The sequence below is a fragment of the Sulfitobacter sp. R18_1 genome, assembly GCF_017743915.1.
Classification (GTDB): domain Bacteria; phylum Pseudomonadota; class Alphaproteobacteria; order Rhodobacterales; family Rhodobacteraceae; genus Sulfitobacter; species Sulfitobacter faviae.
In genome coordinates this window covers 127,637-154,098 of sequence record NZ_JAGHRG010000002.1, presented here as the reverse complement: position 1 = coordinate 154,098, position 26,462 = coordinate 127,637, and the positions used below count along the sequence as shown (strand labels likewise).

Genomic DNA, 26,462 nt, shown 5'->3' with positions numbered 1-26,462 from the left:
CTCTTTTGCGTTCAGCGTTTGCCGTAATAGAAGCCGACCACATGTTCGGCTTGGGCAAAAAACAGCCAGCGCGCGGTCAGCACCCCTGCCGCATGGCTGAGCACCGCGAGGCCGGCGGCAAGGTGATGAAACACGGGCGACAAGAGCAGCAGCAGCGGCAGCAGCACCATCAGGGCAATCGCGATCCCCCGCAGTTTCAGCGCATGTTTGCGCCCGATCTGATAGACGAATTCCCGTAGCAGATAGTTGCTGCCAGTATGGGGGGGCTCAAAGGCGCGGACACTGCCCTGCGGCCCCAGCCGCGTCGCGCTCGCGATATCGCTGTTTGAGGCCGCAAGCGCCCGATCCCCGCGCCACCATGTGGCGATCTGCACCGCCCCGGCCAGCGCCAGCAGGACCATCGCCGCCGTCACCTGCCCCGCCAGAAGGGCACCGCCAGCGATGCTGAGCGATAGGAAATTCAGCGGCGTCATGACGCTGTGCCAGCGCGGCACGGTTTTCATCTGGGTATAGATCATCGCCGTGGTCAGCACCGTGAGCAGCGACAGCGCCGCGCCAAGCACCCCCAGTGGCCAAAGCCGCGTGTCGTAAAACACCAACCCCGCGCCATAGGCGGCCATGACCAGCAGCGCCGCGACCGAGGCCCAAGCCTCCCGGCTGAGCCAAGAGCTGCGCCATTGGGTGAAGGCCTTGAGCGCACGCTCCGGGTGGCCAAGGTGAAAGGTCGAGGCGATCAGCCCGCCCACGGCCAAGAGATAGGCCAGCGCGAAGAAGACGAAAGCGACCCAGCCGGTCACCGCAGGCAGGCCGATCCCGAGCCATGCAAGCAGGCCAAATCCCATGCCCGACAGGCTGCTGAACAGAATAACGGAAGGCGCCGGATGCATCAGAGCTTCTCCAAAGTGCGGTCGAGCCAGCCGAGAAAGCCCTTCGGCCCCTCGTCCACCGGAGCGAGGAAGGGGGCGAGCACGTCGATATCGCCCTCGGGAGGGCCAAGCGTGTCGCGCGGGCGCGGCGGCAGGTATTTGTTGACCGGTTTGGTGCCCTGCTCGGGCATCAGGTCCACGCCACCACGCTCGGCCACCAACTGGCTGACCGCGCTGTCGGGATCGCCCAGATCGCCGAAATGCCGCGCGCCCGCGGGGCAGGTGCGCACGCAGGCAGGCTGGCGGTCTTCTTCGGGCAGGTTCTCGTTGTAGATCCGGTCGACGCAGAGGGTGCATTTCTTCATCACGCCCGCGGCCTGATCCATCTCGCGCGCGCCGTAGGGGCAGGCCCAGGCGCAGAGGCCGCAGCCGATGCAATCGCTTTCGTTGACCAGCACGATGCCGTCCTCGACCCGCTTGTAGCTCGCCCCCGTCGGGCAGACGGTGACGCAGGGCGCGTCTTCGCAATGCAGGCAGGATTTGGGGAAATGGACCAACTGCGCCGCGCCCGCCTCGGGCTGGACCTCGTAGCTGTGCACCCGGTTGAGGAAGGTGCCCGACGGGTCGCCGCCATAGGCGTCTTGGTCCGACAGCGGCGCGCCGTAGTTCTCGGTGTTCCATCCTTTGCAGGAGATCACGCAGGCATGACAGCCGACGCAGGTGTCGAGGTCGATCACGAGGCCGAGTTTGCGGTCGGTCTGTTGCGGGAGCGTGGTCATGTCTGGCGGTCCTGAAGGGTCGTTCTCGCGGCGCGGGGGGCGAAGGGGGTCATTTGCTCACCTTCCACGCGATGTCGCGCGGCGCGGGCGGGACGGGCGAGCGTTGCGGCGGGATTTCCGGTTGTGCCTCGGCAGGGGCCGCGGTCTTTTCAATATGGACCTTGAGGTCGAACCACGCAGCCTGTCCGGTGATCGGGTCGGAGTTCGACCAGCGCAGGCCGTCGCCCTTGGGCGGGAGAAGCTCGTGGATCAGGTGGTTGAGCAGGAAGCCCTTCGTCGCCTCCGGCGCGTCGCGGTCCAGTGCCCATGCGCCCTTGCGCTTGCCGATGGCATTCCATGTCCAGACGGTATGGGGGTTCAGCGCGGCCATCTCCATCACCGGGACGGTGATCCCGCCATGGGGCGAGGTCACGCGCGCCCAATCGCCGTCCTTCAGACCCTTGGCCCGCATGATCGCCGTGGGCAGGTAGAGCGGGTTGTGCCCGTGCAACTGGCGCAGCCAGGCGTTCTGGCTGCCCCATGAATGGTACATTGCCATCGGGCGTTGGGTGAGGGCGTGAACATCGTAGCCCTGCGCGCCCTCGGGGTCGCTCTCGTACCAATGCGGCAGCGGCGTCATGAACTGCTTGATGCGCTCGCGCAGATGCTCCGGGGGCTGGCGGTCGCCGTGGCCCTCGGCGGCCAGTTGGAAGCGGCGCAGCGGCTCCACGTAGAGCGAGAAGAGATAGGGTTGCGGCGCGTCGTAAATCCCCATGCCCACGGCCCAGTCCTGATAGGCGGCGTTCCACGGTTTGTAGTATTGCGCCTCAGCGGGAATGTGATGGGCCGAGAAGCCGCCGTTCTCGATGTAGCGGTCGATCTGCTCGGGGTTCGGGGCGCCGCGGCCGCTTTGACTGCCGTCCTCCCCGCGAAACCCGGCAAGCGGGCCGATGCCGGGGCGGCGTTCGTGGTTGGTGATGTAATCGGCGTAGTCGCGGTACTTTTGACTGCCGTCCTCGTTCACGAACCCGGGCAGCTCCAGCCGCGCGCCAAGATCGCAGAGCACCGATTGGAAGCCACGCACGTCGCGGTTGGGTTCCACCACAGGCCAGCGGATCGCGTCGGCGGCGGCGTCGGCCTCGCTGATCGGGCGGTCGAGGAGCGAGATGCAGTCGTGACGCTCCAGATAGGTCGTGTCGGGCAGAATTAGGTCGGCATAGGCCACCATCTCCGAGGAATAGGCGTCGGAGTAGATGATACGCGGGATGACATAGTCGCCGTTCTCATCCGTATCGGTCAGCATCTCCATCACCCCGCCGGGGTTCATGGATGAGTTCCACGACATATTCGCCATATAAAGAAACAGCGTGTCGATCTTGTAGGGATCGCCCGCATGGGCGTTTGAGATCACCATATGCATCAGCCCATGGGCCGACATCGGGTTTTCCCATGTAAACGCCTTGTCGATCCGCGCGGGGCTGCCATCGGGGCACAGCGCCAGATCGTCTGGGCCTTGCACGAAGCCAAGATGCGGCCCGTCGAGCGGCCCGCCGGGCGTGGCCTTGCAATGGGGTTTGGGATGCGCCGTGGCGGGCTTGGGGTAGGGCGGTTTGAACCGGAAGCCGCCGGGCACTTCCACGGTGCCGAGGATGATCTGCAGCACATGCAGCGCACGGCAGGTCTGAAAGCCGTTGGCATGGGCCGAAATGCCGCGCATGGCGTGGAAGGACACCGGGCGGCCGGTCATCTTCTCGTGACGCTCGCCGCGGAAATCGGTCCAGGGCTGGTCGATCTCGAAGGCCTCGTCGAAGGCCACACGCGCCAGTTCGGCGGCGATGGCGCGGATACGCGGCGCGGGGATGCCGCAGCGCTCGGCCACGGCCTCGGGGGTGTAGTCCTCGCCGAGGTATTCTTCGGCCATCTTGTGGAACACCGGGCGGTGCGTGATCCCGCCCGCGCGGTAGGTAGCCGAGAGGTCGGGGCGCACGCCGGGTTGGTCGAAGGGGGTGAGCTTGCGGGTCTTGCGGTCGATCACCAGCGCCTTGCCGTCCGCGTCGCGCAGTTGCAGGCCGAACTCGGGCGACTTCGGGTCGCCGTTCAGCAGCACCGGCGCGTCGGTGTAGCGCGCGAGGTAGTCCAGATCGATGCGCCCGGCCTTCATCAGGCAGTGGATCAGCGACAGGATGAACAGCCCGTCGGTGCCCGGCGTGATGCCGACCCAATCGTCGGCGATAGCGTTGTAGCCGGTGCGGATCGGGTTCACCCCGATCACCCGCGCGCCGCGTTTCTTGAGCTTGCCCAGTCCCATCTTGATCGGGTTGCTGTCGTGATCCTCGGCCACGCCGAAAAGCATGAAGAGCTTGGTGTGGTCCCAATCAGGCTGGCCGAACTCCCAGAAGGCGCCACCCATGGTATAGATCCCCGCCGTCGCCATGTTGACCGAGCAGAAGCCGCCATGCGCCGCATAATTCGGCGTGCCGAATGCCTGCGCCCAGAGCGAGGTGAAGCTTTGCGACTGGTCGCGCCCGGTGAAGAAGGCGAGTTTCTCTGGCGCCTCATGGCGTAGCGGGGCGAGCCAGTCGGTTGCGATCTGTAGGGCTTCACCCCAGCTGATGTCCTCGAATTCGCCCGAGCCGCGGGGGCCCACGCGTTTCATCGGGTTGCGCAGGCGTGCGGGGGAATTGTGCTGCATGATCCCCGCCGAGCCCTTGGCGCAGAGCACGCCGCGGTTCACCGGGTGGTCGCGGTTGCCCTCGATATAGGCGACCTTGCCCTTCTTCATATGCACGTTGATGCCGCAGCGGCAGGCACACATGTAGCAGGTCGTGCGGCGGACCTCGTCCGAGACCTTGGGCGACAGATCGAGCGGCGGCTGGGAATGCGTCATGAGGGGGCGGGGGCTTTCAGCAGGGCAAGCGCTTGGCGCGCGATATGTTTCTCTTCGGCGGCGGGGATGACCCACGAGGGAATATTTCCCGCCCAGCGGAGGTTTGCAAGAACCTTTTCCCTCACCGCGGAATCGTTCTCGCCAATCCCGCCGGTGAAGGCGATGCCGTCGATCCCGCCCATCGCGGCGATCATCGACCCGGCCTGACGGGTGATCCAGTAGCAAAAGTGGTCGCGGGCAAAGCGGGCGCTCTCGCTATCGCTTTCCGCCAATTGCCGCATGTCGGCGGTCTGGCCCGACAGGCCGAGCAACCCGCTTTCGTGGTGCAGCAGTCTCTGCGCGGCTTCCAGTCCGAGATCGTCCACCAGATGCAGCACCGCGCCCGCGTCGATCTCGCCCGCGCGGGTGCCCATCGTCAGCCCGCCCAAGGGCGAGAAGCCCATGGTTGTGGCCACCGATTTCCCATCGCGGATCGCGCAGAGCGACGCGCCATTGCCCAGATGCAGCGCCAGCAGGCGGTCGGGCAGGGGGGCGCCGGTTTGGGCGGTGAAATTCCGCACTAGGCTCTCGTAGCTGATGCCGTGGAAGCCGTAGCGGCGCAGATCGGCGGTCTCAGGCCTCTCGGGCAGCGCGTAGCGGCGCGCCACGTCCGGGTTGGTGCGGTGAAAGCCGGTGTCGAAGGCGGCGGCTTGCGGCAGCTCCGGCATCAGTGCGGCAAGGGCGTCGATGGCGCTGAGGTGATGCGGATTGTGCAGCGGGGCCAGCGGTTGCGCCGCGGCGATGGCGGCGCGCACGGCGGGGGTGACTTCCGTTGTCTCGGCCAAATCCGGGCCGCCGTGCACCACGCGATGCGCGGCGGCGCTGAGGTCAGCGGTCGCGATCCCCGTGTCACGCAGCCCCGCCAGAATGGCGGTGAAGGCGGTGCGGTGGTCTGGCAGGGCTAGGGGCCGTGCCGGAGCCTTTCCCACACGCAGGGCGCCGGACTGGCCGATGCCCTGCGCCTCAATCCGCAGGGTTTCAGACAGCCCGCCGTCAAAGACCGCCGCCTTGATCGACGACGATCCTGCGTTGACGACGAGCACCAGCGGCATGGCTCAGGCCCGTTGCGGGCGCATGTCATCCCGGCTGATCCCGGCGACGGAGACCGGTTTCTTCATCGCGTCGCGGCGGAAGGGCTCGCCCAGTTCCTGGTTGAGCAGCACCTCAATGAAAGTGGTCTTGCCGTCATTCATCTGTGCCTTGATCGCGCGGTCCAACGCCTCGGTCAGTTCCTCCATGGTCGAGACCTGCAACCCCTCGACCCCGCAGGCCTTGGCGATCCCGGCGTAGGAGACTTCCTGCGCCAGTTCGGTGCCGACGAAGTTGTCCTCGAACCAGAGCGTCGTGTTGCGCTTCTCCGCGCCCCATTGGTAGTTGCGGAAGATTACCATGGTCACGGCGGGCCAGTCGTCTCGGTTCACACTGACCATCTCGTTCATGGAAATGCCAAAGGCGCCGTCGCCGGCAAAGCCCACCACGGGCGTGTCCGGGCAGGCGATCTTGGCGCCGCAGATCGCCGGGAAACCGTAACCGCAGGGGCCGAAAAGCCCGGGGGCGAGGTATTTGCGCCCCGTCTCGAACGTCGGGTAGGCGTTGCCGATGGCGCAGTTGTTGCCGATGTCGGAACTGATGATCGCCTCAGTGGGCAGCGCCTTCTGGATCGCGCGCCATGCCATGCGGGGCGACATCTTTTCCGGCTCGCGGCTGCGCGCGCGTTCGTTCCAGGTGGTGCCGGGGTCGTCGTCTTCGTGGTCCATCGAGGTCAGCTCCTGCGCCCATGCCGATTTGGTCTGAGCGACCAGGTTGCGGCGTTCCTCCCGGCCCGCGTCGCCGGCGCTATCGCTCAGCCGGTCGAGGAGGCTGCGCGCCACCTTGCCCGCATCGCCCACGATGCCGACGCTCACCGGTTTGGTCAGGCCGATGCGGTCGGGGTTGATGTCGACCTGAATGATCTTGGCCTCCCGCGGCCAATAGTCGATCCCATAGCCCGGCAGGGTCGAGAAGGGGTTGAGACGCGTGCCGAGCGCCAGCACCACATCGGCCTTGGCGATCAACTCCATCGCTGCCTTGGAGCCGTTGTAGCCCAGTGGCCCGACCGAGAGCGGATGCGAGCCGGGGAAGGCGTCGTTGTGCTGGTAGCCGCAGCAGACCGGGGCATCCAGCCGCTCGGCCAGTTGCCGCGCGTCGTCGATGGCCCCGCCGATCACCACGCCCGCGCCGTTGAGGATCACCGGGAATTTCGCCTCCGAGAGCAGTTCCGCCGCATCGGCAATCGCCGTCTCCCCGCCCGAGGGGCGTTCGAATTCAACGATGGCGGGCAGATCGATGTCGATCACCTGCGTCCAGAAATCGCGGGGGATGTTAATCTGGGCGGGGGCAGAGTGGCGCTTGGCCTGAAGGATCACGCGGTTCAGCGTCTCGGCGATGCGGCTGGGGTCGCGGACCTCCTCCTGATAGGCCACCATGTCGCGGAAGAGCGCCATCTGCTCGACCTCCTGAAAGCCGCCCTGACCGATGGTCTTGTTCGCCGCCTGCGGGGTCACCAGCAAAAGCGGCGTGTGGTTCCAGTAGGCGGTCTTTACCGGCGTCACGAAATTGGTGATGCCCGGCCCGTTCTGGGCCACCATCATCGACATCCGCCCCGAGGCGCGGGTGTAGCCATCGGCCATCATGCCCGAATTGCACTCATGCGCGCCGTCATAAAAGGTGATCCCGGCGGCGGGGAAAAGGTCGGAAATCGGCATCATGGCCGAGCCGATAATGCCAAAGGCCGTGTCGATCCCATGCATTTGCAGGGTTTTGACGAAGGCTTCTTCGGTGGTCATTTTCATCGCGCGATCCTTTGGGCATGGGGCAAAGCTATCGGCAAATTACGGGCAGGTGCAGGTCGGGGTTAGGGCCAGAACTGCGCCAGCCCTAAGGCCAGATCAGCGCAGGCGGTCAATCTCTTGCGCGATCAGCCCGACGCCCTCTTCGATCCGCGCGGCGGGGATCGAAGAATAGGCCAGCCGATAGTAGTTCGTGGCCTTCTCAGCCCCGGCGAAAAAGGCATGTCCCGGCTCCAGCAGCACATCCTGCGCGCGCAGGTTTTCGGCCAGTTCCGCCGTGTCCACGCCTTCTGGTGCGCGCATCCAGAAGGACGAGCCGCCATAGGCCCCCCGGCCCGAGACGCGCAGACCGTGGGTCTCTAGCGCCGCGTCCATGACCCGTCGGCGTTCGTGCAGCGCCAGCCCCATGCGGCGGATCTGAGCGTCGTAATGGCCAAGCGACAGGAAATAGGCGGCGGTGCGCTGGATATGCCCCGGCGGGTGCCGCAGGACCGAGGCGCGCAGCGCGCGGGCCTCACGGATGAAGGGTTCGGACCCCACCAGATACCCCAGCCGCAGCCCCGGAAAGAGCGATTTGGAGAAGCTGCCGACATAGATCACCCGCCCCTCGTCATCGAGCGATTTGAGCGCGGGCGAGGCGGGTTTGAGAAAGGACATCTCGAACTCATAGTCATCCTCGACGATCAGCGCCTCCAGTGCGCGGGCGCGGGCCAGCAGCGCGCGGCGGCGGTCCATCGGCATGGTCGCATTGGTCGGGCATTGGTGACTGGGGGTCGCGAAAATCACATCCGTATCGGGGGGGATCGCCTCGGGCGGGAGGCCGTCTTGATCCACCCGCACGGGCGTGATGTGGCAGCGGGATTGGCTGAGAATACCGCTGAGTGCCGGATAGCACGGGTCTTCGAGCACGGCGCGGCGGCGTTGGGTCAGCAGTACCTGCGCGGTCAGCCAAAGCGCGTTCTGCGCGCCTAGCGTGATGAGAATCTGCTCGGGCCGGGCCGAGACGCCGCGCCGGGGCAGGATGTGGCGGGCAATGAACTCGATCAGTTGCGGGTCGTCCTGATCGTAGTAATCGGTCGTCATCGAGGTGAAATCGCGCTGGCCGAGGGCTTGCAAGGCGCAAAGTCGCCAGTTGGCGTGGTCAAAGAGCGTCGGGTCGGCTTGGCCATAGATGAACGGGTAGCGGTAGCTGGCCCAATCCTGCGGTTTGGCGGCCAGCCCATTGGCGCTGAACCGCTGCCCGATCGCGCGGGTCCAGTCGATGGCGTCATCCGCCTCGGCCCGGGGGGCGAAGGCGGGCGGGGCGGGCGCGTTGTCCGAGACGAAATACCCCGACCGCCCGCGCGAGGTAAGGTAATCATTCGCCAAAAGCTCGGTATAGGCGATGGTCACGGTGATCCTGCTGACGCCGAGATGCGCGGCGAGCCTGCGGGTCGAAGGCAGCTTCTCCCCCCGCTGGAACCGGCCCGAGAGGATGCCTTGGGCGATCATCTGCTGGATCTGCTGTTGCAGCGTGCCTTGCGCATCGGGGCGCAGGAAAAAGGTTTCGACGGGCAGGGCCATGGGGCGAAGGTTAGGCTGGCCCTAGGGGGAGTTCAATCTGGCATTACGGCTGGCCGAATTTATCCTCGGGGCCGCGCCCGCACTTCCGTTCGCCCGGCCCCTCGCCTAGAACGATCGCATGAGCATTTCCGCCCCTCTCTTAATCGCCGTGGACGGCGGTGGCACCGGCTGCCGTGCGGCCATTGGCACGCAGCGCGATGGTATCCTTGGCCGGGCCTGTGGCGGGCGGGCCAATATCGGCAATGACCCGGATCAGACCCTGATCAATATCCGCGCCACGGTCGAAGCGGCGGCGGCCTCAGCGGGGCTGCCTGCCGAGGCGCTTGCCGGGGCCACGGCCTTTCTCGGCCTCGCCGGGATGAACGTCGCGCGGGACGCAGCGCGGCTGCGCGCGGCGCTGCCCTATGCCCGGATCATCGCGGAGGACGACCGCCCCGCCTGCGTGGTTGGCGCGCTTGGCGAAGGGGCGGCGGGCTGGGTTTTGGCCATCGGCACCGGCACGATCGTGGCCGCGACCGATGGCACGGCGTTTCGCTATGTCGGCAGTTGGGGGTTTCATCTGGCGGATCAGGGATCGGGCGCTTGGCTGGGCCGCGGGGCGCTGGATCTGGCGTTGCAATCTCATGATGGGGTGTTGCCCCAGAGCGACCTGACCCGCGCTTTGTTGGCGGATTTCGGAGATGATCCTGAGGCTTTCGTGGCCTTCAGCCTGACGGCGCAGCCGGGGGATTACGCGGCATTCGCGCCCAAGGTCATCGCGGCGGCGGAGGCCGGGGACCATCACGCGCAGGCGTTGATGCGGGAGGGCGCGGCCTATTACACCCGCGCGTTGAAGGCGCTGGATTTCGCGCCCGGCGATCCGCTCTGTCTGCTCGGCGGGATCGGCCCGCATTACGCGCCGTACCTGCCGGAAGACCATCTGGCTGGCCGGATCGTGGCGCGGGGCACGGCGCTGGATGGGGCGTTTCATCTGGCCTGCAAGGCCGCGGCGGAGGAGGTTCTGTGATGAGCGAGATCGCAAAGGTTTTCACCGGGGCGCAGATCCATGACGGCAAGCGGTTGCACCGCGGCATGGTGCTGGCGCAGACGCAGGACGGCAGCCGCCGCATCCTCACCGCCGAAGAGGTGCCGCAGGGCATCGTGGCAGAGCCTATGGCGGGCGGCGTGCTTTGCCCCGGCTTCGTCGATCTTCAGGTCAACGGCGGCGGCGGGGTGATGTTCAACGACAGCCCCGATCTGGCGACCCTGCAGCGCATGGCCGAGGCGCATCGCAGCACCGGTGTCGCGGCGCTCTTGCCCACATTGATCACCGACACGCCCGAGAAGACCGAAGCCGCCATCGAGGCCGCTGTCGACGCCATCGCAGAAGGGGTGCCGGGCATCATCGGGCTGCATCTGGAGGGACCGCATCTGGCGCTTTCGCGCAAGGGCGCGCATGACGGGGCGCTGATCCGCCCGATGCGTGAGGCCGACCTCGCCCTGATCCTACGCGCCGCCGCGCGTCTGCCGAACCTCATGGTCACCGTCGCGCCGGAGAACACCAGCACCGCGCAGATCGCCGCGATGGCCGAGGCGGGGGTCGTGGTCTCGCTCGGCCATAGCGATGCGGATTACGAGACCTGTATGGCGGCCTTCGACGCGGGCGCGACCTGCGTCACTCACCTGTTCAACGCGATGAGCCAGATGGGCAACCGCGCGCCGGGGCTGGTCGGAGCGACGTTGGCGCGAGAGGGGGTGCATGCCGGGCTGATCGCCGATGGCATCCATGTGCATCCCGCCTCCATGCGCACCGCGCTGGCGGCCAAGGGCGACGGTATTTTCCTTGTGAGCGATGCCATGGCGACGGCTGGGTCGGATATCACGGGCTTCACCCTCAATGGGCGGGAGGTCTATCGCGCCGAGGGGCGGTTGACCTTGGCGGATGGCACGCTGGCGGGGGCGGATCTGGAAATGGGCCGCGCGGTGCATACGCTGACCCATGCGGTGGGGGAGCGGCTGGAGGTGGCCCTCGCGCGGGCGATCTCGGGGCCGGTTGCGCTGTTGCGTGATGACATGGGTCTGGGCCGGATCGAAAGCGCGGATCACCCCTTGGTGCTTTTCGATCCCGAAAGCGGCGCGGCGCGGGTGGTGGATTAGCCCGCCACGAGCCGCCAGAAAAACACCGCGCTCATGCCGAACCCGATGGCCGCGATCAGCCAGCGCACGGTCTCTTTCGGCAAGGCCCGCGCGAGTGGCGCGCCAGCATAGCCGCCCGCCGTGGCCGCCAGCATCATCAGCAGCGCCTGCGGCCATGCAACCAGACCGGCCAAGGCAAAGACCGCCACGGAAATCGAGGAGAGCACGAAGCTCAGCCCGGTCTTGAGGCCGTTCATCCCGTGCAGATCGGTCATTCCCCAAAGCGCGAAAAGGGCCAGCAGAACGATGCCCAAACCCCCGTTGAAATAGCCGCCATAAACGCTGACCGCAAAGAGGCCGAGCGCGCCTTGGGGCGTCACGGCGCGGGCATGGGCGGCGGCGAAGGCGCGGATGCGGTCGCCCAGCAGAAACACCAGCGTCGCCGCAAGCAGTAGGAAAGGCACGACGACGGAAAAGGCCGCGTTGGAAGAGATCAGAAGCAAGCCCGAACCGACCACACCGCCCGCCAGCGTGATAAGGCACAATCGCAGCAAGGCGCGGCGGTCGAAGCGGCCAAGCTCGTTGCGAAAGCCAAGAGCGCCTGCAAGGTAGCCCGGAAACACCGCCACGGCGCTAGTCACATTGGCGGCCACGGGGGGCATGCCGGTAAAGACCAGCGCGGGAAAGGTCAGAAAGGTGCCGCCCCCGGCGATGGTGTTCAACACCCCCGCGCCGAAGGCCGCGATCAGTAAGATCGCGATATCGCTTGTTGTGGTCATGGTTCCTCCCCGCGCCCTTGGGGCGCTTGATCCCTGTTAGGATCAAATCATGCCGGTGCCAAGGTGAGGGGAGAGGCGGAAACGAAAAAGGGCTCCGACCGATGGTCGAAGCCCCGATAACGCGAAATCGCGCGATGTCAGCCGTTTACGGGCAAGCCGCGACGTAGCGCTGGCCGTTGGCGTTCTGGTAAACGCATTTGCCGGACTGTGTCTGGCCGATGTAGTTGCCAGCCGCCGCACCTGCGAGACCGCCGATGATTGCGCCTTGAACCTTGTCGTCACCGCCTGAAACGGCAGCACCGGTGGCAGCTCCGAGAGCCGCGCCAGTCAGAGCACCTTGGTTCGAGGTGGTGCCGTCACAAGCGGCGAGACCGGCGATCATCGGAATTGCGATAAGAAACTTCTTCATGTCTTTCTCCCAGTTTACTCATTTGCCAACGCGGGGGGATTGGAAGAGGTTCCCGCGAAGGCGCTACATTTTCAGAAAAATCCCGCGGGTTTCGATCTGCGGCGATCTTTCGGTGCGATGTCATGTTCGGGCAAGACAGGGGTTTAGATAGACGAAGGCGGCACCGGGTCAACCGATGCCGCCTGTCGCATGCCGCAAGACGCGGTTTTACGCCGAAGTGAAGACCCGGCCCAAGGCGCCATCGACCGCCGTGATGATCTCATCAATATCATCGCGGGTTGCGATCAGCGCGGGCGAGAAACACAGCGTGTTGTTCTTGCCGGGCAGGGAGCGGTTGGTGGCGCCGATGATCACCCCTTGGGCCATGCAATCGCCCACCACGGCCTGAATGCGCTTTTCCTCAACAGGAGCGCGGCTGTCGCGGTCCGTCACCAGTTCGGCCCCCAGAAACAGCCCTTTGCCGCGCACATCACCGATCACCTTGTGCTTGTCGGCCAGCGCGTGCAGCTGCTCCAGCATGTAGTTGCCCATGTTGGTGGTGTTCTCCAACAGGTTCTCACGCTCGATGATGTTCATGTTTTCGATGCCCGCCGTCGGCCCTGCGGTGCAGCCGCCAAAGGTCGAGATATCGCGGAAATAGTTCAGCGGATCGCTGGCATCGTCCTTGAACATGTCGAAGACCGCATCGGTCGTCACCAGACAGGCGATGGCGGCATAGCCCGAGGCGACACCCTTGGCCATGGTCACCATGTCGGGCTGGATGCCGTAGTGCTGATAGCCGAACCATGTGCCAGTGCGGCCCACGCCGCAGACGACCTCATCGATGTGCAGCAGGATGTCGTATTTGCGGCAAATCTCCTGCACGCGCTCCCAATAGCCCTCGGGCGGGCAGATCACGCCGCCGCCTGCCGTGACCGGCTCAAGGCAGAGCGCGCCCACGGTTTCCGGCCCTTCGGCGAGGATCACCTTTTCGATCTGGTCGGCAGCCCATACACCGTAGTTTTCCTGCGGCGCGCCGTCCTGTTCAAAGCTGCGGTATTCAAGGCAATGCGGCACCCGCACGAAGCCCGGCGCGAAGGGGCCGTATTGCGCATTGCGCTCGTCCTGACCGCCGGCGGAGAGGCAGCCGAGGGTGGTGCCATGGTAGTCGCGGTCGCGGTAGAGGATCTTGTGCTTCTTGCCGCCATAGCGCTTGTGCGCGATCTGGCGGACCATTTTGAAGGCTTTCTCATTCGCCTCGGAGCCGGAGTTGCAATAGTAGACGCGGTCGAGCCCCGGCATCTTGTCGAGCAATTTCTCGGCGAAATGGGAGCCGGGGATCGAACCTGCGGAGCCGGCGAAATAGTTCAGCTTGATCAGTTGGTCGCGCACCGCATTGGCGATGCTCTCGCGGCCATAGCCGACGTTGACCGTCCAGACCCCGCCCGAGACGGCGTCGAGGTGTTCCTTGCCCTTTTGGTCCCAGACCCGGATGCCGCGGCCTTCGACGATGATGCGGGGGTCGGTGGTTTCATAGGGTTTGTGCTGGCTCAGGTGGTGCCAGATATGCGCGCGGTCGGCTTCGACAACGCGGGAGATGTCGTTCTCGTTGAAATTGCCGTCCATGGGGCAAACCTTTCTTTACGGGTGGGCGAGCCCACGAATGAAGCCCGCGCAAAGGCGGGGTAAACTGTTCCAAGAACACCGCGAATAGGCATGATCCAGTAGTGCCAGTTTGTCCCCTTCGGTGAGGCCAGAGGGGGCGATTTCTTTGAAGAAATTGCGCCGGATGCAAAAACGCCGGGGTGAGGCCCCGGCGTTTGGTCTTATTTCGATTTCGGGCCACCCTTGCCGCCCTGTTTGCCGATCTTATTCGGCGGGGTGAAGCGTTTGGACGGGTCGGAGGCCCGTTTGTAGGTCTTTTCCCCGCCCGGCGTGGTGGCCGAGGTGGTCGGTTTGCCCTTGCCCTTGCGCGGGGCGTCGCCCGCGGGCTTTTCCTTTTTCCAAACGGCCTTTGCCTTGGGCTTGCCGCTCTTGTCGCCGCCCGATTTGGGCTTGGGCGTCGCGCCGGGTTTCATCGGGCTACGCTCGGTCTTATGCGACTTCGGCGGGCGTTCGCCCTTGGGGGCGCGGGGCTTGTCGAATTTGGGCTTATCGAACTTGGGCTTGTCGTATTTCGGCTTGTCGAAAGACGCAGCACCGGGGCCGTCGCTGGATTTCGCGCGGGGTTTGCGCGGGGCGGGGGCGGCATCCGGGTCGTAATCGCCGCGCGGCTTGCGCGGGCCGCGGTCGCCTTTGAAACCGCCGGGTTTCGGGCCACGTTTGCCGCCGGGTTTGGGGCCGCGCGGCAGGTCTGGGGCCTTGTCCAACTTGGTCAGCACCACGCCGTCTTCCAGCGTCATTTCGCCGCCGAGCGTGTCGAGCAGACCGGGCACCGAGGCTTCGGCCACCTCCACGAAACTATGGCTGTCTTGCACGCGGATCGCCCCGATGTCGTCCTTGGTCAGGTCGCCCCGGCGGCAGAGCATCGGCAGCAACATGCGCGGCTCGGCCCCGTCTTTGCGCCCGGTAGAGACCGAGAACCAGACCGATGGGCCAAAGTCGCGGCGCGGCTTGTCCTCGCCCGGCGCGCCGGGATCGCTCAGCTCTTCCGGGGCGGACTGGCGCTTGCGGTAGAGGTTGACGAAGGCGGTAGCCAATTGCTCGGCGCTGAATTTCTCGACCAGCGAGGTGACGAATTCCGCCGCATCCTCGGGCGCAGGCTCCACCCATGCGGAATCGGCCAGCAGGCGCGCCTCATCGGCGGCGTTGACCTCGGCGGCGGAGGGCGGTGCGGCCCATTCCACTTTCAGCTTGGCCCAGCCCAGAAGCCGGTTTGCCTTGCTGCGCATCTTGGGCGGTACGATCAGGGCCGAGACCCCCTTGCGCCCGGCGCGGCCGGTGCGGCCCGAGCGGTGCAGCAGCGTGTCGGAGTTGCTGGGCAGGTCGGCGTGGATCACCAGTTCGAGGTTCGGCAGGTCGATGCCGCGTGCGGCCACGTCCGTCGCGATACAGACCCGCGCGCGCCCGTCGCGCAGCGCTTGCAGCGCATTGGTGCGCTCGGACTGCGTCAGCTCACCCGAAAGCGCCACGACCGAAAAGCCGCGGTTGGTAAAGCGCGTGGTCAGCCGCGCCACGGCGGCGCGTGTGTTGCAAAAGACGATGGCGTTCTTCGCCTCGTAGAAACGCAGCACGTTGATGATCGCGTTCTCGGTGTCGCGCGGATGCACGTTCAGCGCGCGGTATTCGATGTCGCTGTGCTGTTTGGTCTCGCCCACGGTGGTGATGCGCTGCGCGTCGCGCTGGTAGGATTGCGCGAGCTTGGCGATGGCCGCGGGCACGGTGGCCGAGAACAGCAGCGTGCGGCGTTCCTCGGGGGATTCCGACAGGATGAACTCAAGGTCTTCGCGGAAGCCGAGGTCGAGCATCTCATCAGCCTCGTCCAGCACCACGGCGCGCAGGGAATCGAGGTCGATGTTGTTGCGCTTGATGTGGTCACACAGACGCCCCGGCGTGGCGACGACGATATGCGCGCCGCGGTCCAGCGCGCGGCGCTCGGTCCGGGTGTCCATGCCGCCGACGCAGGTGGTGACCACCGCGCCCGCCTTGCCATAAAGCCAGGTCAACTCGCGGCTAACCTGCATGGCCAATTCGCGCGTCGGCGCGATGATCAGCGCCAGCGGCGCGCCTGCTTGGCCGAAATGCGTGTCCTCGCCCAGAAGCGTGGGCGCGATGGCAAGGCCGAAGCCCACCGTCTTGCCCGACCCGGTTTGGGCCGAAACCAGAAGGTCTTGATCGTTCAGCGCAGGGTCTGTGACGGCCTCCTGTACGGCGGTAAGTGTTTCATAACCCTGTTGGGCAAGGGCATCGGCAATAGTCTGGATCACGAAGGCTGTCCTGTCTTGAACGTTGTGCGGGGGGCGGGCACGTGGGGTGCTACCAGCCACGGCAAAGGAATCCGACCGTCGGTAGAGGGTCGGGGATGGAATGTACATGGGGGTTTTGTGGCGAATTGTCACCCTTTTTACCGGTTTGGCGGCTTTCGGGGCCCGAATGGGCGGGGAAGCGCCATTTCCGCTTTGATCCGGCCCGCTCACATCTCGGTCAGGCCGATGGCGCGGGCGGGTGGCTTGGGGTAGCTATGATCCAAAGCGGAAAGAGAGAGTGAGGCTATCTGGTGCAAAGCGATCTGCCCCTGACGCGGGATCTGGTGCTGGTGGGGGGCGGGCACGCCCATGCGCTGGTGCTGCGCAAATGGGGGATGGACCCGCTGCCCGGCGCACGGCTGACCGTCATCAACCCCGGCCCCACTGCGCCCTATACCGGCATGCTGCCCGGTCATATCGCCGGGCATTACGACCGCGATGCATTGGAGATCGACCTGATGCGCCTTTGCCGCCACGCCGGGGCGCGGTTGATCCTTGGGGCGGCGACGGGGATCGACCGTGCCGCGCGGGAGATCACGGTCGAAGGGCACGGGGCCGTGGCCTATGACGTGGCCTCGATCGACATAGGGATCACGGCCAAGATGGGCCTGCCGGGGTTTGCCGCCCACGCGGTCGCGGCCAAGCCGCTCGATCTCTATGCCGCGCGTTGGCGGGAGTTTCTCGCGGCGGTCAAGGCGGGGGAGCAGCCGCCCGAGGTGGCGGTGATCGGCGGCGGTGTGGCGGGCTGCGAGCTTGCCATGGCGATGGCCTTTGCCCTGCGTGACGCGGGGGGGCAGCCTGCGGTGACGGTGGTGGAACATGGGCCGCAGCTTTCCGGCCTGGCCCCCCGGACCGAGGCGATGGTGCGGCGGCAGATGGCAGAGCTTGGGGTGACCGTGGCGCTTGAGGCCAAGGTCACGCAGATCACCGACCGGCAGGTGCTCTTGGCGGATGGCGCGCCGATCCCCGCGGCGCTTTGCGTGGGGGCTGCGGGGGCGGTGCCGCAGGGCTGGCTTGCCCAGACCGATCTGCCGCTGCACGCGGGGTTCATCCGCGTCGGGGCCGATCTGGGGGTGGTAGATGATGACAGGCTCTTCGCCGTTGGCGATTGCGCGCATATGGAGGGGAGCCCGCGCCCCAAGGCCGGTGTCTTTGCCGTGCGGGCGGCGCCGGTGCTGCATGATAACCTGCGCGCGGCGCTCAGCGGCGGGGCACGGCGGGCGTTCAAACCGCAGCGGCATTATCTCAAGCTGATTTCACTCGGCGGGAAAGCCGCGGTGGCAGAGCGGAATGGGCTGGCCCTTGGCGGTGCGCTGCTGTGGCGGTGGAAGGACCGGATCGACCGGAAGTTCATGGACGGGCTCGATGACCTGCCCGCGATGAAGACCGATGCGCTGACGGGCCCGGTGGCCTCGGGCGTGCAGGAGGCGTTGGCGGGCAAACCGCTTTGTGGCGGATGCGGGGCCAAGGTTGGCGGCGCGGTGCTGGGCGATCTCTTGGCCGAGGTGCAGCCGCCCGTCTCGGGCGATGTGCTCACCGGGGCGGGCGATGATGCGGCGGTGCTGCGCCAACCCGGTGGCGGTTTTCAGGTGATGAGCACGGACCACCTGCGCGGCTTTGTCGAAGACCCCGCAATGATGGCGCGGATTGCGGCGGTGCATGCCTTGGGCGATGTCTGGGCCATGGGGGCCACACCGCAGGCGGCGCTGAGTTCGATCATCCTGCCGCGCATGTCGCCCGAATTGCAGGCCCGGACCCTGCGCGAGATCGCGATGGCCGCGCAGGAGGTGATGGCGGGTGCAGGCGCGCAGATCGTGGGCGGCCATACGACCATGGGCGCGGAACTGACCATCGGCTTTACGGTCACCGGCACGCGGAACGTGATGCCGATTGGCCTCGGTGGCGCGCAGCCGGGCGATGTGCTGATGCTGACCCGGCCCATCGGGGCGGGGGTGATCCTTGCAGGACATATGGCAGGGACCGCGCCGGGGCGGGTGGTGGCAGAAGCGCTCGACGTCATGGCCACCCCGCAGGCGCGGGAGGCGGAGATTTTGAGCAAGGCCCATGCGATGACGGATGTGACGGGCTTTGGCCTTGCCGGCCATGTGCAAGCGATCTGCCGCGCCTCGGGGCTGGCGGCGGAGCTTTGGGGGGAGGCGGTGCCGCTCTACCCCGGCGCGCAGGCGCTGTCGGATCAGGGGGTGGCATCGTCGCTATTGTCGGTCAATCAGGCGGACGCCCCGATAGCGGCGGCAGGCCCGGTGAACCCGCTTTTCCACGATCCGCAAACCGCCGGAGGGCTGCTGGCAGCCTTGCCCGAGGATGCGGCGAAAGCGGCGCAGGCGCGGTTAAGGGGCGAAGGTTTGGCGGGCCATATCATCGGGCGGCTTGAGGCGGGGGTGCCCTCTATCCGCCTGCGGTGAAACGGCTGTGCAGCGTGGCGGCGGTCTCGGCCAATGTGCTGTCATCGAGCCGGTCAAGCGTCAGCCGGGCGCGCGGGGCAGGGTTGCGGCTGGCGGCCTTGGCATAGCGCGGATCGTAGTGCTGGCCGATCAGCCCTTCGGCGAGGCTGGCCCAATCGCCCGCGCGGGCTTGGCTCTGCCACTGGGTGATCGTCTCTCCGCTATGATAGGGCCGCAGCCTGTCGATGCGGTTTTCCAGCATGGCGGGGTCGCTGGTCAGGTCATCATAGGCCCGGCACAGAAAATCCGCCCGCGCGGCCAAGGGGGCGGCGATCTCAACCCGCGCCGCGTCGCGCATCGCGGCCCAAAGCGCAGGCGGCAGGGTGATGTCGCCGATCTTGCTGCTCTCAGCTTCGACCCATGTCACCTGCGCGGGGTCGAGCGGCAATAGCGCTTGGGCGAGCCGGGATTCGAACATCTTTTGATGCGGCTGCCCGCCGTCCACCGCACCGAAAAGCGAGCCGCGGTGCTGCGCCAGCCCTTCGAGGTCAAGCACCTGCGCGCCTGCCTTGGCCAGATGGTGCAACAGCCGTGTCTTGGCCGTGCCGGTGCCGCCCTCGATCAGCATCAGCCGATGCGGCAGGGGCGTGTCGTAGAGTGCCGCGACCACCAGCCGCCGATAGCTGCGATAGCCGCCGCGCAGAAGTTGGACGCGCCAACCGACCTGATCGAGGATCGTCGAGAATGCCCCCGACCGCTGCCCGCCGCGCCAGCAATAGACCAGCGGTTGCCAGCTGCCGTCTTTATCCGCCAGTGCCGTTTGCAAATGGTGGCCCGTGTTCTGCGCCACCAGCGCCCCGCCGATCTTGCGCGCATCAAAGGGGCTGACCTGCTTGTAGATCGTGCCCACTTCGGCGCGCTCCGCGTCCGACAGCACGGGCAGGTTGATGGCACCGGGCAGATGATCCTCGGCAAACTCCATTGGCGCGCGCACGTCGATGATCGTATCGACGCGGAGCTGGGCGAGGTGCGACAAGGCGGTGAGGGTGCAGGGGGTCATCTGGGGGTCCGGCAAAGCCCCGCGCCCCGTGACAGGGCGCGGGGGAATGGCTCAGGCCTTGGCAGCGATCACCAGCACTTCGACCAGATATTCCGGCGTGGCGAGTTTGGATTCGCCGCAGGCGCGGGCGGGGGCTTGGCCCTCGGGCACCCATGCGTCCCAGACGGCGTTCATGGCTTCGAAATCGGCCATGTCGGCCAGCCAGATGGTCGATTGCAGGATGCGGGTCTTGTCGCTACCAACCTCGGCCAGCAAGGCGTCGACCTTATCAAGGCAATCTTGGGTCTGCTGGGCCACATCCGCACCCGCCGTGCCGACCTGACCGGCAAGGTAGATCACATCGCCATGCTCGACGATCTGGCTCATGCGGGTATTGGTGTGGTGGCGTTTGATCTCGGTCATTCTGTCTCTCCTTTGACGTTGCAAAACTTGTGGCAGCTTTAGGTGGGGGAGGCCAGATCAAAGCCTGCGCATCAAGACCTCTCGATTGGGCCGCCCGCTTTTTCCCAGCCGCCGAAACCGTCCTTCAGATGGGCCGCGTCAAACCCCATGTCTTGCAGCGTCGCGACCGAGATGGCCGAGCGCCAGCCAGAGGCGCAGTGAAAGACGAACTTCTTGTCTTGGGCAAAGACCTCTTTGAAATAGGGGCTCTCGGGGTCGACCCAGAACTCCAACATGCCGCGCGGGCAGTGGAAGGCACCGGGGATGAACCCGGTGCGTTCGCGTTCGCGGGGGTCACGCAGGTCGACGAATTGCACATTGTCGTCCCCCAGCATGGCGATGGCCTCAGTGCTGTCGATCTCTTCGATCCGGGCGCGGGCCTCGGCGACCATTTGCGCGGCGGTTTTCTTGAGGGCCATCGGACTTCTCCTTACAGTTTTTTCAGCAACTCAGGCGTGGGCCAGCCATCGACGGGCATGCCGAGACGTTCTTGCTCGGCCCGCACCGCACCGCGGGTGCCAGAGCCGAGGATGCCATCTACATCGCCCACGTCATAGCCCTTGGCTTGGAGTTTGCGTTGCAGCGTTTTCATCGCCTCGCCGCCCAGACCGGGGGCCGGATTGCCCGCGTCATAGACCTGCGCGCCTTCCAGCCGGGTGGCAAAATAGGCAGCGGTCATCACGTAGGTAAAGCTCTGGTTCCACTCGAAATAAACGCGGAAGTTCGGATAGGCGATGAAAGCAGGCCCGCCGCGCCCCTGCGGCAGCAGGACAGAGGCGGTCAGCCCCTCGGCCAGCGGCCCGTTGCGGGGGGAGACACCCATCGCCTGCCATTCGCTGACGGGTTTTGTGGTCTCCAGCCCGGTTTGCGACCAGTCGAAATCCTGCGGCAGGGTGACCTCGGCCAACCAAGGCTCGCCCGCGCGCCAGCCGAGGCTTTGCAGCATTTTGGCACCCGACAGCAGCGCATCGGGGGCAGATGTCTTGAGCGAGACCACGCCGTCGCCGTCGCCATCCACCCCGTTCTCTAGAATGTCGCGCGGCAGCATTTGCACCATGCCGATCTCACCGGCCCAAGCGCCGGTGGTGGTGGCCGGGTCGAACTCTCCGCGCTCGAAAAGCTCCAGAGCGGCGAAAAGCTGCGGGCGGAACAGTTCGGGGCGGCGGCAGTCATGAGAAAGGGTCGCCAGCGCGTTGGCAGTGTTAAAGTCGCCTTGGAACGCGCCGTAATCCGTTTCAAACGCCCAGAAGGCCAAGAGCACGCCACGGCTGACGCCGTATTCCGCCTCAATCCGGTCGAAGATGGCGTCGTATTTCTCGGCCATGGCGCGGCCCCGGTTGATCCGGTTTTCCGAGATCAGGCGGCGCGAGAATTCGATGTAGGGCTTTTGAAACACCCCTTGCGCCTGATCGGCGCGCAGCACGGCGGGGTCTTGGCGCAGGCCGGCAAAGAAACGCTCGGCCTTGGCGGGGTCCGCGCCGTTTGCCACGGCCTCGGTCTTGGCATCGGCGATGAAACTGGAAAAGTCCCCGCCGCATTTGGCTTGCGCATAGGCGCTGGCGGGAAGGGTGAGCGCCGCGAGTGCGGCGGCGAGAAACGTGGGGCGCATGGTTACCTCTTTGTCACAGACAGGCCAGAACTAGGGCGATTGCCCACATCACCAACCATGCCTGCCAGAGGCGGGTGATGGCCGCATCGATCTCCAAAGGTCCGATGACGCGCGCCCCCGCGCCATGCACCCAAGGAAACTGCTGCACCTGCCCATCATAACTGCGCGGACCGGCGAGGGCCACACCTATGGCCCGCGCCATGGCGGCTTCCGGCCAACCGGCATTGGGCGAGCGGTGCAGCGCCGCGTCGGCCTTGATGTCGCGCCAGAGGTGCAGCACCCCGCCGGGCAGGGCGATCAGCAGCGCGGTCAGCCGTGCGGGGGCGAGGTTCAGAAGGTCATCCATCCGCGCCGCGGCCCAGCCGAAATCGGCATAGCGCGGGGTGCGGTAGCCGATCATACTGTCGGCGGTATTGACGATTTTATAGACCAGCAGCCCCGGCAGACCGCCCAGCAGGAACCAAAAGGCAGGGGCGATGATCCCGTCGCTGAGGTTCTCCGCCCCGCTTTCGATGGCAGAGCGGGCGACTGCATCTGCGGGCATCGCGGCGGTGTCGCGGCTGACGATCATCGCCACGGCGCGGCGCCCTGCGGGCAGCGACTGGCGCAGCCCGTCGGCCACGGCGCGCAGGTGCTCGACGAGGGAACGTTGCGCCAGCAGTATGGCGGCGAGGATGATCTCGACGAGGGGGCCAGCAAGGCTGAGCGCCCAGCCGAGCAGCGCGGCCCCGATCATCAGCGCCAGCAGCAGTGCCACCCCCTTGGCGCGGCGGGCTTGGCTGTGGTTTAACCGACGATCCCCCCAACCGATCAGCCGCCCCATCAGAACTGCCGGATGCGGCAGGCGACGCCAGAGCCAGTCCGGCTCTCCAAGTGCGGCGTCCAGCAGCATGGCCAGCGCGAGGATCGCCGCCGTGCTCATGCCAGCGCCTGCTCCAGTTGCGCCCAACCTATCGACGGCGGCAGGCCAAGGCGCAGCCAGCGGGGGTTATAGGGGAAGACGCGGCTCCAGATCTGGTGCAGGGCGAGGCGGGTTTGCCAAGCCTGCGCGTCCTCGACCTCATAGAGCCGGAAAAGCGGTGTGCCGCCGACGATCTCTGCGCCTGCTGTGGTCATCAGCCCGTCGAGGCGCGTGGCCTCGGCCCCCAGCCGCGCCCGCGTGGCCTCGGCCCATGTTTCATCCCGCAGCGCCGCTGCGCCGATATGCAGGGCCGGGCCACTGACCGGCCACGGCCCGAGCATCTGTTCAAGCCGCGCGACCAAGGCCGGATCGCCGATCACGAACCCCAGCCGCAGCCCGGCCAGCCCCCAGAATTTGCCAAAGCTCTTGAGGATCAGCGTGCCGGGTGTCGTGGCCTGCGCCATGAGGGTGGCGTTGGGCGTGATGTCGCAAAAGCTCTCATCAATGATGCTGAGCGGGGCTGTCGTCTCTGCCAAGGGCCACAGGCGCCCGTCGGGGTTGTTGGGATGGACGTGAACGGCGGCTTCGGTCTCGCCCGTCTCGACCGCTTGCCAGCCATTCTCGGCGAAGCTGGCGGCATGTTCGTTGTAGGTCGGCCCGGGGATGCGCACGCGGCCTTTCGGGGCCAGCGCCGGGATTCGCGCGATGGCCGAGGAGGCCCCCGGCACGGCGAGGATCGCGGCCCCTTCGGGCACTTGCCAAAAGGCGCGGGCGGCGGCCAGCAGCGCGTCTTGCGCCGCCGCGTCGGGGAGGGCAGTCCATGCGCCCGCAGGCAGGGCAGGTATTGGGTAGGGCGCGGGGTTGATCCCAGTGGAAAGGTCGATCCAATCCGACCGCTGCCCGCCGAAACGCGCCGCTGCCGCATCGACACCGCCACCGTGGTCGCGCTGGTCTGGCTTTTGCATGATCATCCCCCTGCCGTCGTCGCTGCGGTGAAAGCGCAAAAGAGCTGCGCGATCAAGCGTCTTCCACGGGGCAGGGGGAGGGGAGGTCAGCCGCGCCCGTGCGGCGCGTCGAAGTCCAGCACCGGATTGATCGGGATGATGCGGTGCGGGTTAATCGTGTCATGGCTGTAGTGATAATGCCGCACGATATGGTCGAAGTTCACCGTCTCGGCCACGCCCGGCACCTGATAGAGTTCGCGCGTATAGGCCCAGATGTTCGGGTAATCGACGATCCGGTGGCGGTTACATTTGAAGTGCAGGTGATAGACCTTGTCGAAGCGCACCAGCGTGGTGAAGAGCCGCCAGTCGGCCTCGGTCATCCGGTCGCCCGCGAGATAGCGGTTCTGCGACAGGATGTCTTCGATCCAATCCAGCGTGTCGAAGAGCGGATGCACGGCAGCGTCATAGGCGTCTTGCGTGGTGGCGAAGCCTGCTTTGTAGACGCCGTTGTTCAGCGTGTCATAAACGCGGGCGTTCACCTCTTCGATGCGGTCGTGCAGCTGCGCGGGGTAATAGTCATCACTGTTGCCGGTGATCGCGTCGAAGGCGCTGTTGAACATGCGGATGATCTCGGCGCTCTCGTTGCTGACGATGGTCTCGCGCTCTTTGTCCCAAAGGATCGGCACGGTCACGCGGCCTGTGAAATTGGGATTGGCACGGGTGTAGATGTCGCGGGCATAGGGCAGGCCGAAGAGCGTGTCGCCCGTGGCACCGGGGAAATCCGTGTCAAAGGTCCAGCCCTCGCCCAGCATATCGGGATGCACGACAGAGACACCGATGTGATCCTCAAGCCCCTTCAACTGGCGGAAGATCAGCGCGCGATGCGCCCATGGGCAGGCATAGCTGACGTAGAGGTGGTAGCGCCCCGATTCTGCCTTGAACCCGCCTTCGCCGCTCGGTCCGGCGCTGCCATCGGCGGTCACCCAGTTGCGAAACTTGGCCTCGCTGCGCTCAAATTTGCCGCCCGAGGATTTGGTGTCATACCATTTGTCTTGCCATTTACCGTCGACCAATAGGCCCATCTTGTTCTCCTTTCCGCGTTTGAGGGTATATTTAGGGCAGGGCGCCGGGGCCGCCCATCTTCATAGGCGCGCAGCCGCTCTGCACTGATGCAGACTGCCCAAACGTCACCAATTCTTAACTTGAATTTTCTACGCTTTCCGCCAGCTTAGAGGCATCAGCGGGGGGATTGCGCATGGAAGAATTTCTGTCGAAAGAAATACAGGCGGGGCTGGATGCCGCGCGTATGGCAAGCCTGCGCAAGGGCGCGCGCCTGCGGCTTGAGGCGGGGGGTGATGTCTACCGCGTGCTGCGCATGTGGAAGACCGGTTTCTCCGTCGATGCACAGGATGCGCCGAAGCTGCGCGGGCTGGTCGATCTCTATGACGGCAGCCTGCATCTGTTCCAATGTCTGATCGTGGCGAGTGAGGAAGAAGCGGGCGAGATGCGCTATGAGTTCAAACGCGCCACCGCCGTGGCGGACCGTCCGCCCCTTGACTTCGAACGCCCCGCCGATGCGCCGCTGGGTCTGATCGAAGACGGCCGCGCCTGATAGGGCGGCACGGCGGGGCTGCCCCGCCGCGCCGTTTGGTTACTGCAAATCGCTGAAAGCTTTGGCGAGCCGCTCGCAGGCTTCCTCGACCCGTGCGCGCGGGGTGGCGAGGTTGAAGCGCATGAAGCTTTCGCCCCCCGTGCCAAAGGTGGCGCCATGGTTGGCGGCGATGGTGGCGTTCTTTTCGACACGGTCCTGAAACTCCGCGGGCTCCATGCCGGTGCCCGAAAAGTCCACCCAAGCCAGATAGGTCGATTCCAGCGGCATCGAACTTAGCCCCGGGATCGCGTTCACCGCCTCGTCGAACAGCTTTCGGTTCCCGTCGAGATAGGCGGTCAGCTCATCCACCCAAGCGGCCCCTTCGGGCGAATAGGCGGCGGTTGCCATGATCAGCCCGAAGGAGTTTGCCGAAACGCCCAAGGCCGCCATGCGCCGGGCAAAGCGCTCGCGCAGCTTGGGGTCGTGGATGATGACGTTTCCGGTATGGCCGCCCGCGATGTTGAAGGTCTTGGTCGTGGCGGTCATCATCACCAGACGGTCTTCGATCCCGTCGATATGCGCCATGGGGATGTGCTTGTGCCCCGGCATCACCAGATCGTGGTGGATCTCATCCGAGACCAGCACCAGATTATGCCGCTTGGCGAAATCGGCCACGCCTTGCAGTTCTTCACGGCTCCAGACACGCCCGCCGGGGTTATGCGGCGAGCAGAGGATCACCATCTTCTCATCCCCGGTCATCAGGGCGTCATAGGCGTCAAAATCCATCTCGTAACGGCCCGAAGCATTGGTCAGCGGGCATTCCACGACCCGGCGCTCGGCGGCGTTAATCACGCGGGCGAAGGCGTGATAGACCGGGGTGAACAGCACCACCCCATCGCCGGGCTGGGTGAAGGCATCGACACACATGGCGGTGCCGTTCACCAAACCATGCGTGGTAAAGATCGCCTCGGCGTCGACCTTCCAACCGTGGCGATTTTCCATCCACCATTGGATCGCGGCAAGGTATTTGCTGTCATCGCCGAAATACCCGTGCACCCCGTGATCAATCTGGGCCTGAAGCGCGTCCTGCACCACCTGCGGGGGGCGAAAATCCATGTCGGCCACCCACATGGCGATGCCGCTGTCCGCGGGCACGCCATAGATCGCTTCCATCTTGTCCCATTTCGCACAATGGGTGCCGCGCCGGTCGATGATGTCGTCAAAGCTCATGCTGGTCTCTCCTGATATTGCGGCCAAGCTAACGGCTGTCGCAGGCGCTGCAAGCCCCCGGTTGCGCGATGCACGGGCATGGCCTAAATGAGCGGG

General features: G+C 65.8%; 22 protein-coding genes. 4 read left to right on the top strand and 18 right to left on the bottom strand.

Going from position 1 to position 26,462, the window contains the following annotated elements:
• Positions 1-11 precede the first annotated feature (11 nt).
• The 6 genes from J7392_RS05985 to J7392_RS05960 form a co-directional block, all read right to left on the bottom strand.
• A complete protein-coding gene (locus J7392_RS05985; RefSeq protein ID WP_209216659.1) occupies positions 12-887 on the bottom strand; it encodes a DmsC/YnfH family molybdoenzyme membrane anchor subunit in 876 nt (291 codons plus the stop codon).
• Positions 887-1,645, bottom strand: coding sequence for a 4Fe-4S dicluster domain-containing protein (locus J7392_RS05980; RefSeq protein WP_209216658.1), 759 nt, complete (start codon positions 1,643-1,645; stop codon positions 887-889). Before J7392_RS05980 ends, J7392_RS05985 begins: the two co-directional genes overlap by 1 nt.
• 49 nt (positions 1,646-1,694) lie before the next feature.
• Complete coding sequence (locus J7392_RS05975; RefSeq protein WP_209216657.1) at positions 1,695-4,511, bottom strand: molybdopterin oxidoreductase family protein; 2,817 nt, start codon at positions 4,509-4,511, stop codon at positions 1,695-1,697.
• The gene (locus J7392_RS05970; RefSeq protein ID WP_209216656.1) at positions 4,508-5,602 is read right to left on the bottom strand and encodes an acetate/propionate family kinase; all 1,095 of its coding nucleotides are present in this window, start codon (positions 5,600-5,602) and stop codon (positions 4,508-4,510) included. The genes J7392_RS05975 and J7392_RS05970 overlap by 4 nt, the downstream gene beginning before the upstream one ends.
• A gap of 3 nt (positions 5,603-5,605) precedes the next feature.
• Positions 5,606-7,381: a sulfoacetaldehyde acetyltransferase gene (xsc, locus tag J7392_RS05965; RefSeq protein ID WP_209216655.1), complete on the bottom strand. Its 1,776-nt coding sequence runs from the start codon at positions 7,379-7,381 to the stop codon at positions 5,606-5,608.
• A 96-nt stretch (positions 7,382-7,477) separates the two neighbouring features.
• Positions 7,478-8,941, bottom strand: coding sequence for a PLP-dependent aminotransferase family protein (locus J7392_RS05960; protein ID WP_209216653.1), 1,464 nt, complete (start codon positions 8,939-8,941; stop codon positions 7,478-7,480).
• A 118-nt stretch (positions 8,942-9,059) separates the two neighbouring features.
• On the opposite strand from J7392_RS05960, the gene J7392_RS05955 reads away from it, so the two are divergent.
• Positions 9,060-9,947 carry a BadF/BadG/BcrA/BcrD ATPase family protein gene (locus J7392_RS05955; RefSeq protein ID WP_209216651.1) on the top strand — a complete coding sequence of 296 codons (888 nt, stop codon included), beginning with the start codon at positions 9,060-9,062 and terminating at the stop codon, positions 9,945-9,947.
• Complete coding sequence (gene nagA / locus J7392_RS05950) at positions 9,947-11,077, top strand: N-acetylglucosamine-6-phosphate deacetylase (RefSeq protein ID WP_209216649.1); 1,131 nt, start codon at positions 9,947-9,949, stop codon at positions 11,075-11,077. The genes J7392_RS05955 and nagA overlap by 1 nt, the downstream gene beginning before the upstream one ends.
• On the opposite strand, the gene J7392_RS05945 is transcribed toward nagA, so the two are convergent.
• The 4 genes from J7392_RS05945 to J7392_RS05930 all read right to left on the bottom strand — a co-directional run bounded on the left by J7392_RS05945 (position 11,074) and on the right by J7392_RS05930 (position 16,149).
• Positions 11,074-11,835 carry a sulfite exporter TauE/SafE family protein gene (locus J7392_RS05945; RefSeq protein WP_209216646.1) on the bottom strand — a complete coding sequence of 254 codons (762 nt, stop codon included), beginning with the start codon at positions 11,833-11,835 and terminating at the stop codon, positions 11,074-11,076. The genes nagA and J7392_RS05945 overlap by 4 nt on opposite strands.
• Before the next feature lie 145 nt (positions 11,836-11,980).
• On the bottom strand, positions 11,981-12,244 hold the full coding sequence (locus J7392_RS05940; RefSeq protein WP_209216644.1) for a glycine zipper 2TM domain-containing protein: 264 nt from the start codon (positions 12,242-12,244) through the stop codon (positions 11,981-11,983).
• 207 nt (positions 12,245-12,451) lie between these two features.
• A complete protein-coding gene (locus tag J7392_RS05935) occupies positions 12,452-13,849 on the bottom strand; it encodes an aminotransferase class III-fold pyridoxal phosphate-dependent enzyme (RefSeq protein ID WP_209216643.1) in 1,398 nt (465 codons plus the stop codon).
• 200 nt (positions 13,850-14,049) lie between these two features.
• Entirely contained in the window at positions 14,050-16,149 is a 2,100-nt protein-coding gene (locus J7392_RS05930; RefSeq protein ID WP_209216642.1) for a DEAD/DEAH box helicase, read from the bottom strand.
• 287 nt (positions 16,150-16,436) lie between these two features.
• On the opposite strand from J7392_RS05930, the gene selD reads away from it, so the two are divergent.
• Positions 16,437-18,611, top strand: a complete 2,175-nt coding sequence (selD, locus tag J7392_RS05925; RefSeq protein ID WP_209216989.1) for a selenide, water dikinase SelD — start codon at positions 16,437-16,439, stop codon at positions 18,609-18,611.
• Here the strand turns inward: selD and mnmH are convergent.
• From mnmH to J7392_RS05890, 7 genes are all read right to left on the bottom strand, one after another.
• Positions 18,595-19,650: a tRNA 2-selenouridine(34) synthase MnmH gene (gene mnmH / locus J7392_RS05920; RefSeq protein ID WP_209216641.1), complete on the bottom strand. Its 1,056-nt coding sequence runs from the start codon at positions 19,648-19,650 to the stop codon at positions 18,595-18,597. The two genes, selD and mnmH, sit on opposite strands and share 17 nt — an antisense overlap.
• A 51-nt stretch (positions 19,651-19,701) precedes the next feature.
• The gene (locus tag J7392_RS05915) at positions 19,702-20,052 is read right to left on the bottom strand and encodes a RidA family protein (protein WP_067265627.1); all 351 of its coding nucleotides are present in this window, start codon (positions 20,050-20,052) and stop codon (positions 19,702-19,704) included.
• Between the two features lie 71 nt (positions 20,053-20,123).
• On the bottom strand, positions 20,124-20,510 hold the full coding sequence (locus J7392_RS05910; protein ID WP_209216640.1) for a rhodanese-like domain-containing protein: 387 nt from the start codon (positions 20,508-20,510) through the stop codon (positions 20,124-20,126).
• An 11-nt stretch (positions 20,511-20,521) separates the two neighbouring features.
• Positions 20,522-21,700 carry a lytic murein transglycosylase gene (locus J7392_RS05905; protein ID WP_209216639.1) on the bottom strand — a complete coding sequence of 393 codons (1,179 nt, stop codon included), beginning with the start codon at positions 21,698-21,700 and terminating at the stop codon, positions 20,522-20,524.
• Between the two features lie 13 nt (positions 21,701-21,713).
• A complete protein-coding gene (gene cbiB / locus J7392_RS05900) occupies positions 21,714-22,622 on the bottom strand; it encodes an adenosylcobinamide-phosphate synthase CbiB (protein ID WP_209216638.1) in 909 nt (302 codons plus the stop codon).
• Positions 22,619-23,566: a threonine-phosphate decarboxylase CobD gene (gene cobD / locus J7392_RS05895; protein WP_209216636.1), complete on the bottom strand. Its 948-nt coding sequence runs from the start codon at positions 23,564-23,566 to the stop codon at positions 22,619-22,621. Before cobD ends, cbiB begins: the two co-directional genes overlap by 4 nt.
• An 86-nt stretch (positions 23,567-23,652) precedes the next feature.
• Entirely contained in the window at positions 23,653-24,627 is a 975-nt protein-coding gene (locus J7392_RS05890; RefSeq protein WP_209216634.1) for a glutathione S-transferase family protein, read from the bottom strand.
• Between the two features lie 173 nt (positions 24,628-24,800).
• Between J7392_RS05890 and J7392_RS05885 the strand changes: the two genes are divergently transcribed.
• Positions 24,801-25,157 (top strand): hypothetical protein, encoded by a 357-nt coding sequence (locus tag J7392_RS05885; protein WP_209216633.1) that lies wholly within the window; start codon positions 24,801-24,803, stop codon positions 25,155-25,157.
• A gap of 39 nt (positions 25,158-25,196) precedes the next feature.
• Here J7392_RS05885 and J7392_RS05880 read toward each other — a convergent pair whose 3' ends face one another.
• Positions 25,197-26,366: a MalY/PatB family protein gene (locus J7392_RS05880; RefSeq protein ID WP_209216632.1), complete on the bottom strand. Its 1,170-nt coding sequence runs from the start codon at positions 26,364-26,366 to the stop codon at positions 25,197-25,199.
• Between the last annotated feature and the right edge of the window lie 96 nt (positions 26,367-26,462).

Coding starts and splice junctions, on each gene's coding strand:
- cbiB (WP_209216638.1), bottom strand. CDS start 22,622: ATGAGCACGGCGGCGATCCTCGCGCTGGCCATGCTGCTGGACGCCGCA.
- J7392_RS05880 (WP_209216632.1), bottom strand. CDS start 26,366: ATGAGCTTTGACGACATCATCGACCGGCGCGGCACCCATTGTGCGAAA.
- J7392_RS05975 (WP_209216657.1), bottom strand. CDS start 4,511: ATGACGCATTCCCAGCCGCCGCTCGATCTGTCGCCCAAGGTCTCGGAC.
- cobD (WP_209216636.1), bottom strand. CDS start 23,566: ATGCAAAAGCCAGACCAGCGCGACCACGGTGGCGGTGTCGATGCGGCA.
- J7392_RS05945 (WP_209216646.1), bottom strand. CDS start 11,835: ATGACCACAACAAGCGATATCGCGATCTTACTGATCGCGGCCTTCGGC.
- J7392_RS05885 (WP_209216633.1), top strand. CDS start 24,801: ATGGAAGAATTTCTGTCGAAAGAAATACAGGCGGGGCTGGATGCCGCG.
- nagA (WP_209216649.1), top strand. CDS start 9,947: ATGAGCGAGATCGCAAAGGTTTTCACCGGGGCGCAGATCCATGACGGC.
- J7392_RS05910 (WP_209216640.1), bottom strand. CDS start 20,510: ATGGCCCTCAAGAAAACCGCCGCGCAAATGGTCGCCGAGGCCCGCGCC.
- J7392_RS05890 (WP_209216634.1), bottom strand. CDS start 24,627: ATGGGCCTATTGGTCGACGGTAAATGGCAAGACAAATGGTATGACACC.
- mnmH (WP_209216641.1), bottom strand. CDS start 19,650: ATGACCCCCTGCACCCTCACCGCCTTGTCGCACCTCGCCCAGCTCCGC.
- J7392_RS05980 (WP_209216658.1), bottom strand. CDS start 1,645: ATGACCACGCTCCCGCAACAGACCGACCGCAAACTCGGCCTCGTGATC.
- J7392_RS05935 (WP_209216643.1), bottom strand. CDS start 13,849: ATGGACGGCAATTTCAACGAGAACGACATCTCCCGCGTTGTCGAAGCC.
- J7392_RS05905 (WP_209216639.1), bottom strand. CDS start 21,700: ATGCGCCCCACGTTTCTCGCCGCCGCACTCGCGGCGCTCACCCTTCCC.
- J7392_RS05955 (WP_209216651.1), top strand. CDS start 9,060: ATGAGCATTTCCGCCCCTCTCTTAATCGCCGTGGACGGCGGTGGCACC.
- xsc (WP_209216655.1), bottom strand. CDS start 7,381: ATGAAAATGACCACCGAAGAAGCCTTCGTCAAAACCCTGCAAATGCAT.
- J7392_RS05940 (WP_209216644.1), bottom strand. CDS start 12,244: ATGAAGAAGTTTCTTATCGCAATTCCGATGATCGCCGGTCTCGCCGCT.
- J7392_RS05915 (WP_067265627.1), bottom strand. CDS start 20,052: ATGACCGAGATCAAACGCCACCACACCAATACCCGCATGAGCCAGATC.
- J7392_RS05970 (WP_209216656.1), bottom strand. CDS start 5,602: ATGCCGCTGGTGCTCGTCGTCAACGCAGGATCGTCGTCGATCAAGGCG.
- J7392_RS05985 (WP_209216659.1), bottom strand. CDS start 887: ATGCATCCGGCGCCTTCCGTTATTCTGTTCAGCAGCCTGTCGGGCATG.
- J7392_RS05960 (WP_209216653.1), bottom strand. CDS start 8,941: ATGGCCCTGCCCGTCGAAACCTTTTTCCTGCGCCCCGATGCGCAAGGC.